9 protein-coding genes are annotated in these 8,525 nt (G+C 72.7%); 3 read left to right on the top strand and 6 right to left on the bottom strand.

Annotated features, from left to right (window positions below):
- Positions 1-124: 124 nt before the first annotated feature.
- Positions 125-1,897: an acetyl/propionyl/methylcrotonyl-CoA carboxylase subunit alpha gene (locus tag ACZ5TL_RS23310; RefSeq protein WP_468592079.1), complete on the bottom strand. Its 1,773-nt coding sequence runs from the start codon at positions 1,895-1,897 to the stop codon at positions 125-127.
- Positions 1,898-2,233: 336 nt separating this feature from the next.
- Here ACZ5TL_RS23310 and ACZ5TL_RS23305 point away from each other — a divergent pair, with 336 nt between their 5' ends.
- On the top strand, positions 2,234-2,710 hold the full coding sequence (locus ACZ5TL_RS23305; RefSeq protein WP_468592078.1) for a hypothetical protein: 477 nt from the start codon (positions 2,234-2,236) through the stop codon (positions 2,708-2,710).
- On the opposite strand, the gene ACZ5TL_RS23300 is transcribed toward ACZ5TL_RS23305, so the two are convergent.
- The 4 genes from ACZ5TL_RS23300 to ACZ5TL_RS23285 all read right to left on the bottom strand — a co-directional run bounded on the left by ACZ5TL_RS23300 (position 2,679) and on the right by ACZ5TL_RS23285 (position 5,390).
- Positions 2,679-3,299 carry a Maf family protein gene (locus ACZ5TL_RS23300; protein ID WP_468592077.1) on the bottom strand — a complete coding sequence of 207 codons (621 nt, stop codon included), beginning with the start codon at positions 3,297-3,299 and terminating at the stop codon, positions 2,679-2,681. The two genes, ACZ5TL_RS23305 and ACZ5TL_RS23300, sit on opposite strands and share 32 nt — an antisense overlap.
- A 46-nt stretch (positions 3,300-3,345) precedes the next feature.
- Positions 3,346-3,474, bottom strand: coding sequence for a morphogenic membrane protein MmpB (gene mmpB, locus ACZ5TL_RS23295; RefSeq protein WP_468592076.1), 129 nt, complete (start codon positions 3,472-3,474; stop codon positions 3,346-3,348).
- Positions 3,475-3,551: 77 nt separating this feature from the next.
- Positions 3,552-3,761, bottom strand: coding sequence for an acyl-CoA carboxylase epsilon subunit (locus ACZ5TL_RS23290; protein WP_468592075.1), 210 nt, complete (start codon positions 3,759-3,761; stop codon positions 3,552-3,554).
- A 24-nt stretch (positions 3,762-3,785) separates the two neighbouring features.
- Complete coding sequence (locus ACZ5TL_RS23285; protein ID WP_468592074.1) at positions 3,786-5,390, bottom strand: acyl-CoA carboxylase subunit beta; 1,605 nt, start codon at positions 5,388-5,390, stop codon at positions 3,786-3,788.
- A gap of 110 nt (positions 5,391-5,500) precedes the next feature.
- On the opposite strand from ACZ5TL_RS23285, the gene ACZ5TL_RS23280 reads away from it, so the two are divergent.
- Entirely contained in the window at positions 5,501-6,367 is an 867-nt protein-coding gene (locus tag ACZ5TL_RS23280; RefSeq protein ID WP_468592073.1) for a biotin--[acetyl-CoA-carboxylase] ligase, read from the top strand.
- A 224-nt stretch (positions 6,368-6,591) separates the two neighbouring features.
- The gene (locus ACZ5TL_RS23275) at positions 6,592-7,698 is read left to right on the top strand and encodes an adenylate/guanylate cyclase domain-containing protein (protein WP_142160202.1); all 1,107 of its coding nucleotides are present in this window, start codon (positions 6,592-6,594) and stop codon (positions 7,696-7,698) included.
- A gap of 30 nt (positions 7,699-7,728) precedes the next feature.
- Here ACZ5TL_RS23275 and ACZ5TL_RS23270 read toward each other — a convergent pair whose 3' ends face one another.
- The gene (locus ACZ5TL_RS23270) at positions 7,729-8,451 is read right to left on the bottom strand and encodes a hypothetical protein (RefSeq protein WP_468592071.1); all 723 of its coding nucleotides are present in this window, start codon (positions 8,449-8,451) and stop codon (positions 7,729-7,731) included.
- Positions 8,452-8,525: the final 74 nt, after the last annotated feature.

Below are 8,525 nucleotides of genomic sequence, written 5' to 3'. Positions count from 1 at the left end.
CCCCCCCCCCCCCCCCCCCCCCCCCCCCCCCCCCCCCCCCCCCCCCCCCCCCCCCCCCCCCCCCCCCCCCCCCCCCCCCCCCCCCCCCCCCCCCCGCAACCGTTGGTCCGTCAGGACCTCGGCCTCAGTCCTTGATCTCGCAGATCGCCGCGCCGGACGTCACCGACGCGCCGATCTCCGCGCCCAGGCCCTTGATCGTGCCGGCCTTGTGCGCGTTCAGCGGCTGCTCCATCTTCATCGCCTCGAGGACGACGACCAGGTCGCCCTCCTTGACCTCCTGGCCCTCCTCGACGGCGACCTTGACGATGGTGCCCTGCATCGGGGAGGCGAGGGTGTCGCCGGAGGCGGCGGGACCCGACTTCTTCGCCGCGCGGCGCTTGGGCTTCGCGCCCGCCGCCAGACCCGTACGGGCCAGGGACATGCCGAGCGAGGACGGCAGGGAGACCTCGAGACGCTTGCCGCCGACCTCGACGACGACCGTCTCGCGCCCCGGCTCCTCGTCCGCCTCGGCGTCGGCCGGCGCGGCGAACGGCTTGATCTCGTTGACGAACTCCGTCTCGATCCAGCGGGTGTGGACCGTGAACGGGTCGGACGAGCCGGTGAGCTCGGGCGCGAACGCCGGGTCCTTCACCACGGCGCGGTGGAACGGGATCGCCGTGGCCATGCCCTCGACCTGGAACTCCTCCAGGGCGCGGGCGGCCCGCTGCAGCGCCTCCTCGCGCGTGCGGCCGGTGACGATCAGCTTGGCCAGCAGGGAGTCCCAGGCCGGGCCGATGACCGAGCCGGACTCCACGCCCGCGTCCAGGCGCACACCCGGACCGGACGGCGGGGCGAACGTCGTGACCGTGCCGGGAGCCGGGAGGAAGTTGCGGCCCGGGTCCTCGCCGTTGATACGGAACTCGAAGGAGTGACCCCGCAGCTCCGGGTCGCCGTAGCCGAGCTCCTCGCCGTCGGCGATGCGGAACATCTCGCGCACGAGGTCGATGCCGGCGACCTCCTCGGTGACCGGGTGCTCCACCTGGAGGCGCGTGTTGACCTCCAGGAAGGAGATCGTGCCGTCGAGGCCGACGAGGAACTCGACCGTGCCGGCGCCGACGTAGCCGGCCTCCTTCAGGATCGCCTTGGAGGCGGAGTACAGCTGCTCCACCTGCGCGTCGGACAGGAAGGGGGCCGGGGCCTCCTCGACCAGCTTCTGGTGGCGGCGCTGGAGCGAGCAGTCACGGGTGGAGACCACGACCACGTTGCCGTGCTGGTCGGCCAGGCACTGGGTCTCCACGTGCCGCGGCTTGTCCAGGTAGCGCTCGACGAAGCACTCGCCCCGGCCGAAGGCGGCGACGGCCTCTCGGACCGCCGAGTCGTACAGCTCCGGGACCTCTTCGAGGGTGCGGGCGACCTTCAGGCCGCGGCCGCCACCGCCGAAGGCGGCCTTGATCGCGATGGGCAGGCCGTGCTGCTCGGCGAAGGCGACGACCTCCTCGGCACCGGACACCGGGTCGGGCGTACCGGCCACCAGCGGGGCGCCCGCGCGCTGCGCGATGTGCCGGGCGGCGACCTTGTCACCGAGGTCGCGGATCGCCTGCGGCGGCGGGCCGATCCAGATCAGGCCCGCGTCCAGGACCGCCTGGGCGAACTCGGCGTTCTCGGACAGGAAGCCGTAGCCGGGATGGATGGCGTCCGCGTCCGACTCGCGCGCTGCCTTGAGTACCTTCTCGATGTCGAGGTAGCTGGTTCCCGGGGTGTCACCGCCCAGGGCGAACGCCTCATCCGCGGCGCGGACATGCAGAGCGTCCCGGTCCGGGTCGGCGTAGACGGCCACGCTCGCGATCCCGGCGTCCCGGCAGGCCCGGGCCACGCGGACAGCGATTTCGCCACGGTTGGCGATGAGCACCTTGCGCACGATTGAGGCTCCCTCCTTGAAACAAGCCGAGTTTAGGGACTGCCGACACGACACTTCGACCCGTCCCCAGTGGTGAGCTTGCCCACACGGAGCGTGATGCGAGGCTCGCTCGACCCGCGAAATCCCTTGTCGCACCGCGGTACGCAGTACTCCTCCGGGAAACCCTAGCCGTCCTCTGTGGTCAAGGTCTCTGTCATCACGTGCTGCGGGCCACTCTGTTTCTTTGTGGAGTCCCTACGAATGGCCCAATGATTCTTTGCCCACCGCCGGACCCTTGTCCCCGGGTTTACTCGTTAGTAGCGTTCGCGATGTCTCGGAGGGAAAGGGTGGGGCGCGGTGGTGCGCAGGCCGGTGGCGTGGGTCGTGGCGGTGGTGCTGTTCGCCGAGGCGTTCGGCATCGCGGCGCTCAACTGGTTCCTGGGGGTCGTCGTCGACCGGCAGGACATGTCCCTGGCCGGGCTCGACCCGCACATGATGTCGGTGTCGTCGAAGGCCGGCGGGATCGCCTTCGGCCTCTACTTCGCGCTGTGCGGCCTGGTCGCCCTGCTGGTGGCGCTGCGGGACCGGCACCCGGCGGGCCTCGGACGCGTGCTGCTGATCAGCGCGGCGGTCGTGCACGGGCTGCTGGGCGCGTTCACCTGGGGGTTGGTGGGCTGGGGCGCGTTCCTGGTCATGGTGCTGGTGCTCGCCCTGATCGTGCTGCTGCTGATGACGTACGACCGCCCGGCCGAGCCCGCCGACGCCGCGCCCCGGGGCGCGGCGGGCGACGGCGGGTCCCCGGTCACTTCTCCGCCGGCGCCCACAACTCCGTGATGCCGACGCCCAGTCCGGCGAGCAGCCGCCGGACCAGGGGCAGGCTGATACCGATCACGTTGCCGTGGTCGCCGTCGATGCCGTCGATGAACGGGGCCGAGCGGCCGTCCAGGGTGAACGCCCCGGCGACGTAGAGCGGTTCGCCGGAGGCGACGTAGGCGGCGATCTCCTCGTCGGTGGGGTCGCCGAAGTGGACGACGGTGGACGCGGTGGCGGAGACGTAGCGGCCGGAGAGCGTGTCGTAGACGCAGTGGCCGGTCTGGAGGGTGCCGGCGCGGCCGCGCATCGCCTTCCAGCGGGCGGTGGCCTCCTCGGCGTCCGCGGGCTTGCCGAGGGCCTCGCCGTCCAGGTCGAGCACGGAGTCGCAGCCGATCACGAGCGCTCCCTTGGCCTCCGGCCGGGCCGCTACCACGGAGGCCTTCGCCTCGGCGAGGGCGAGCGCCAGCTCGGCGGGGGTGGGGGCGGTGACGGCGCCCTCGTCGACGCCGCTCACGATCACCTCGGGAGCGAGGCCGGCCTGGCGGAGCAGGCCGAGCCGGGCGGGGGACTGGGAAGCGAGGACGAGTCGGCGGCGCGGCTGATCTGTCATGCGTTCAGCGTATCGGCGGCACCGGCAGCCTCTCGCCTTCACTCCGTCAGCGCACGCCGATCACGATCATCGCGAGCACCATGGCCAACGCCATGAAGACGCCCAGTCGCCGGAGCATGTCCTGCGTGTCACGCAGGTCCTTCGGCGGTTCGTTCTCGGGGTCGGACCACAGCATGCCTTCCATGGTCGGACGGGGGTGGGGGCGGCGCCTGAGTACGGGTACTCAACTTGTCCGGCCCCCACCCCTACGGGTCAGCCCGGCCAGTACGTGCGGCCCCAGGCCGCCGGCCCCGGCTGGGGCAGGCGGTGGGCCGCGATGCGCGACGGGTCGGACCAGGAATCGCGGGTGGGGGGCGCGCCGGGCGGCGTTGCCGCTGCCGCCGCGGCGCGGGCCCTGACCACCGCCAGGGCGGCGGCCAGCTCCTCCGGGGTCGGGTTGCCCCGTACGACCTTGATCGTCATGTGGGCCTCCTGGGCTCGCCGTTGCTAGAGGGGGATGTTGCCGTGCTTCTTCGGAGGCAGGGATTCCCGCTTTGTGCGCAGTTGACGCAAGCCCCGTACGACGTGCCGGCGGGTCTCGGACGGCATGATCACCGCGTCGACGTAGCCGCGCTCGGCCGCGACGTACGGGTTGAGGAGGGCGTCCTCGTACTCCAGGATCAGCCGGGCCCGCACCGCCTCCAGGTCCTCGCCGCCCGCCTCGGCCTCGGCCAGGGTGCGGCGGTGCAGGATGTTGACCGCGCCCTGGGCGCCCATCACGGCGATCTGGGCCGTGGGCCAGGCGAGGTTGAGGTCGGCACCCAGGTGCTTGGAGCCCATGACGTCGTAGGCGCCGCCGAAGGCCTTGCGGGTGATGACCGTGATGAGCGGGACGGTCGCCTCGGCGTAGGCGTAGATCAGCTTGGCGCCGCGGCGGATGATGCCGTCGTGCTCCTGGTCGACGCCGGGCAGGAAGCCGGGGACGTCGACGAAGGTGATGACCGGGACGTTGAAGGCGTCGCAGGTCCGCACGAAGCGGGCGGCCTTCTCGCTGGCCGTGATGTCCAGGCACCCGGCGAACTGCATCGGCTGGTTGGCGACGATGCCGACGGGCCGGCCCTCGACCCGGCCGAAGCCGGTGACGATGTTCGGCGCGTACAGCGGCTGCGTCTCGAAGAACTCGGCGTCGTCCAGGATGTGCTCGATCACCGCGTGCATGTTGTACGGCTGGTTCGCGCTGTCCGGGACGATCGTGTCCAGCTCGCGGTCCTCGTCGGTGACCTCGAGGTCGGCCTCCTCGGGGAAGGCCGGCGGCTCGGACAGGTTGTTGGACGGCAGGTACGACAGCAGCTGCTTGACGTACTCGATGGCGTCCTTCTCGTCGCCCGCCATGTGGTGGGCGACCCCGGAGGTCGCGTTGTGGGTCCGGGCGCCGCCCAGCTCCTCGAAGCCGACGTCCTCGCCGGTGACGGTCTTGATGACGTCGGGGCCGGTGATGAACATGTGCGAGGTCTGGTCGACCATGACCGTGAAGTCGGTGATGGCGGGCGAGTAGACCGCCCCGCCCGCGCACGGCCCGACGACCAGGCTGATCTGCGGGATCACGCCGGAGGCGTGGGTGTTGCGACGGAAGATCTCGCCGTACGCGCCCAGGGAGGCCACACCCTCCTGGATGCGGGCGCCGCCGGAGTCGTTGATGCCGATGACCGGGCAGCCGGTCTTCAGGGCGAAGTCCATGACCTTGACGATCTTCTGGCCGTAGACCTCGCCGAGGGCGCCGCCGAAGACGGTGAAGTCCTGGGAGAACACGGCGACCGGGCGGCCGTCGACGGTGCCGTAGCCGGTGACGACCCCGTCGCCGTACGGGCGGTTCTTGTCGAGGCCGAAGTTGGTGGAGCGGTGCCGGGCGAACTCGTCGAGTTCGACGAAGGAGCCCTCGTCGAGCAGGAGCTCGATCCGCTCACGGGCCGTCAGCTTGCCCTTGGCGTGCTGCTTCTCGACGGCACGAGCGGAGCCGGCGTGCGTCGCTTCCTCGATGCGGCGCTGCAGATCCGCGAGCTTGCCCGCGGTCGTATGAATGTCGGGCTGCTGCTGCTCTTCCGGCTCGGACATCGGGATGCGGCTCCCTGCCTGCTCAAAAGGGGGGACGGTTACTCATCCGTAGAGTAGTGGGGTGCCTCCGCATCGGCAGTGCGGCGTTTACCACACCTAGGGTGGCTTGCATGACGCCGCGAGATGCATCAGAGCCCAACGGCAGCCGCTGGTCCGACCTGGACCGGCCGCCCCTCAACGTCACCGCCCTGCGCCGGGGTCTGGTGCGGGAGGGAGGACTGTGGTCGGGGGTGGACGTGGTGCAGCGCACCGGCTCCACGAACTCCGACCTGGTGGCCCGGGCGGCCGAGGGCAGGGCCGCCGAGGGGGCGGTGCTGGTCGCCGAGGAGCAGACGGCCGGCCGCGGCCGCCTCGACCGGCAGTGGACCGCCCCTCCCCGGTCCGGCCTGTTCTTCTCCGTCCTGCTCACACCGAGCGAGGTGCCGGTGACGCGGTGGGGGTGGCTGCCACTGCTCACGGGTGTCGCGGTGGCGACGGGGCTGTCGCGGGCGGCGGGGGTCGACACGGCGCTGAAGTGGCCGAACGATCTGCTGGTCACGGTGGCCAAGGAGGAGCGCAAGGCCGGGGGGATCCTGGCCGAGCGGGCCGGGGACGACGGGGTCGTGATCGGCGTCGGGATCAACGTCTCACTGAGGGCGGACGAACTGCCCGTGCCGACGGCGGGGTCACTGGGGCTGGCCGGGGCGGTGAGCACGGACCGGGATCCGCTGCTGCGGGGAGTGCTGCGGTCACTCGAGGAGTGGTACGGGAAGTGGCGGGCGGCGAAGGGCGACCCGGGGGTGTGCGGGTTGCAGGAGGCCTACGCGGCGGGGTGCGCGACGCTCGGGCGCGTGGTGCGGGCGGAGCTGCCGGGAGACCGGGCGCTGGTGGGAGAAGCGGTGGCCGTGGACGGGGACGGACGGCTGGTGCTGGCCACGGAGGAGGGGGTGCAGGAGCCTGTGGGGGCGGGGGACATCGTGCACGTGCGGCCTGCGTGACAGGTGCCCGGGTTTCCAGCCCGTCCGGCGACCGAGGACGAGGCCGTTCAGGCCGGTCGGGTCCTGGGGGCGGCACCCCAGGAGGCCTCGGCGTCAACGCCGAGAGTCAAGGGAACGCCGGGCACAATCCCCCGGCCGGGCCTCACGGAGTGAGCTGGCGCACACCTGCCGTAGAGTTGAGGCCGGTCGATACATGACCGTGACAGATCGGAAGGGCAGCACGCGTGACCGTCGACGACTCGGGTTCCGGCGAGGACGCGCAGGGCGCCGACTCCGGCGAGGATCCGCTCGCCCTGCGACTCGAAGGGCTCATCCTGGGCGCCGAGCGCCGCTACACGCCGTTCCAGGCGGCCCGCAGCGCCGGCGTCTCCATGGAACTGGCCTCCCGCTTCTGGCGGGCCATGGGCTTCGCCGACATCGGGCAGGCCAAGGCCCTCACGGAGGCGGACGTCCTAGCGCTGCGGCGGCTCGCCGGTCTCGTCGAGGCCGGGCTGCTGAGCGAGGCGATGGCCGTCCAGGTGGCCCGGTCCACGGGGCAGACCACCGCGCGGCTCGCCGAGTGGCAGATCGACTCCTTCCTGGAGGGGCTGACCGAGCCGCCCGAGCCGGGCATGACGCGCACCGAGGTGACGTATCCGATCGTCGAGCTGCTCCTGCCCGAGCTGGAGGAGTTCCTGGTCTACGTCTGGCGGCGGCAGCTCGCCGCCTCGGCCGGACGCGTCGTGCAGGCCGCGGACGACGAGGAGATGGTGGACCGGCGGCTCGCCGTCGGTTTCGCCGACCTGGTCGGGTTCACGCGGCTGACCCGCCGGATGGAGGAGGAGGAGCTCGGCGAGCTGGTCGAGGCCTTCGAGACCACGGCCGCCGACCTGGTGGCCGCGAACGGCGGACGGCTGATCAAGACCCTCGGCGACGAGGTGCTGTACGCCGCCGACGACGCGGGCACGGCCGCCGAGATCGCCCTGCGCCTGATCGAGACCATGGCGCACGACGAGACCATGCCGGAGCTGCGCGTCGGCATGGCGTTCGGCACGGTGACCACCCGCATGGGTGATGTCTTCGGTACGACCGTGAACCTGGCCTCCCGGCTCACGTCGATAGCTCCGAAGGACGCCGTCCTCGTCGACACCGCCTTCGCCGAGGAGCTGATCCGTACGCAGGACGCCCCGGCCTCCGAGGCGGAGGCGGCGGAGGAGGCAGCGGCGGCGGAGAAGGAGGGCGAGGAGCCTCCCGTGTACCGCTTCGGGCTCCAGCCGATGTGGCAGCGGCCGGTGCGAGGGCTGGGCGTCGTCGAACCGTGGCTGCTCACGCGGCGGGACGGGGCGCCGTAGCCGGCGACGGGGCGGGCAACGGGCGTCGCGTCAGCGGCGGGCGACCGGCGGGTCCACGCACAGCCCGATGACCGGCACGCACAGGCCGGGGTCCTGCGGTTCCTCGGGCTCCTCCGGCCTGGGCGCCGGAGCGGGCGGGGTCCGGCTCGGCCGGGCGGACGTGGTCGGGGCCGGGCGCGGAGCGCGGTCCGAGGCCGTCGAGGCCGGAGAGTCCGTCCTGTCCGGGACGGCCGTGGGTGCGGGGGCGGTTCTCGGAGATCCTGGGGCCTCCGAGACGCCTGGGACGCCTGAGGTGCCCATCGTGTCGGCGCGCGGACCCCGCCCTGTGCCCTCGGAGGCCGGTGACGGGGGCAGACCGCCCAGGACCGTGGGCGACGACGGGCTCACCTCGGGGAAGGCCGGGGAGGTGGCGGCGGCTCGGGTGGCCCCGTCCGTGCCGGTGGTGGCCGGGTCGGGCCGGGGTGCGGCCTCCACGGCGCCGACGCCCGCGCCGCCTGGGCCGGAGGTCAGACGCACGAGGCTCAGCGCGCCCGCGGCCAGGGCGAGGCCGCCGGCGGCGAGCAGGACCTTGCGGGGACGGGGCTTGCGATGGCGGCCACGGGCCCGGGGGACGAGGGGGCCGGTCGCCTTCGCCGGGGCGGGCTCGTGGGGCGCGGTCGGTTCGTGGGGCGTGGTCGGTTCCCGTCGGCGGGGTGCGGCGTACGCCCCCGTGTCCCGCTGCGGCTGCGCCGCCGCCGGTGTCCTCGTCGTCATGCGGTCCCTCCCCGATGCGCACCCGCCCCCGGTGCGCCATGGCTGACGCACGCTATGCGCTCCCCTGGGCGATC

It is taken from the genome of Streptomyces sp. NPDC033136 (genome assembly GCF_055578235.1).
This window is presented reverse-complemented; position numbering and strand designations above follow the sequence as displayed.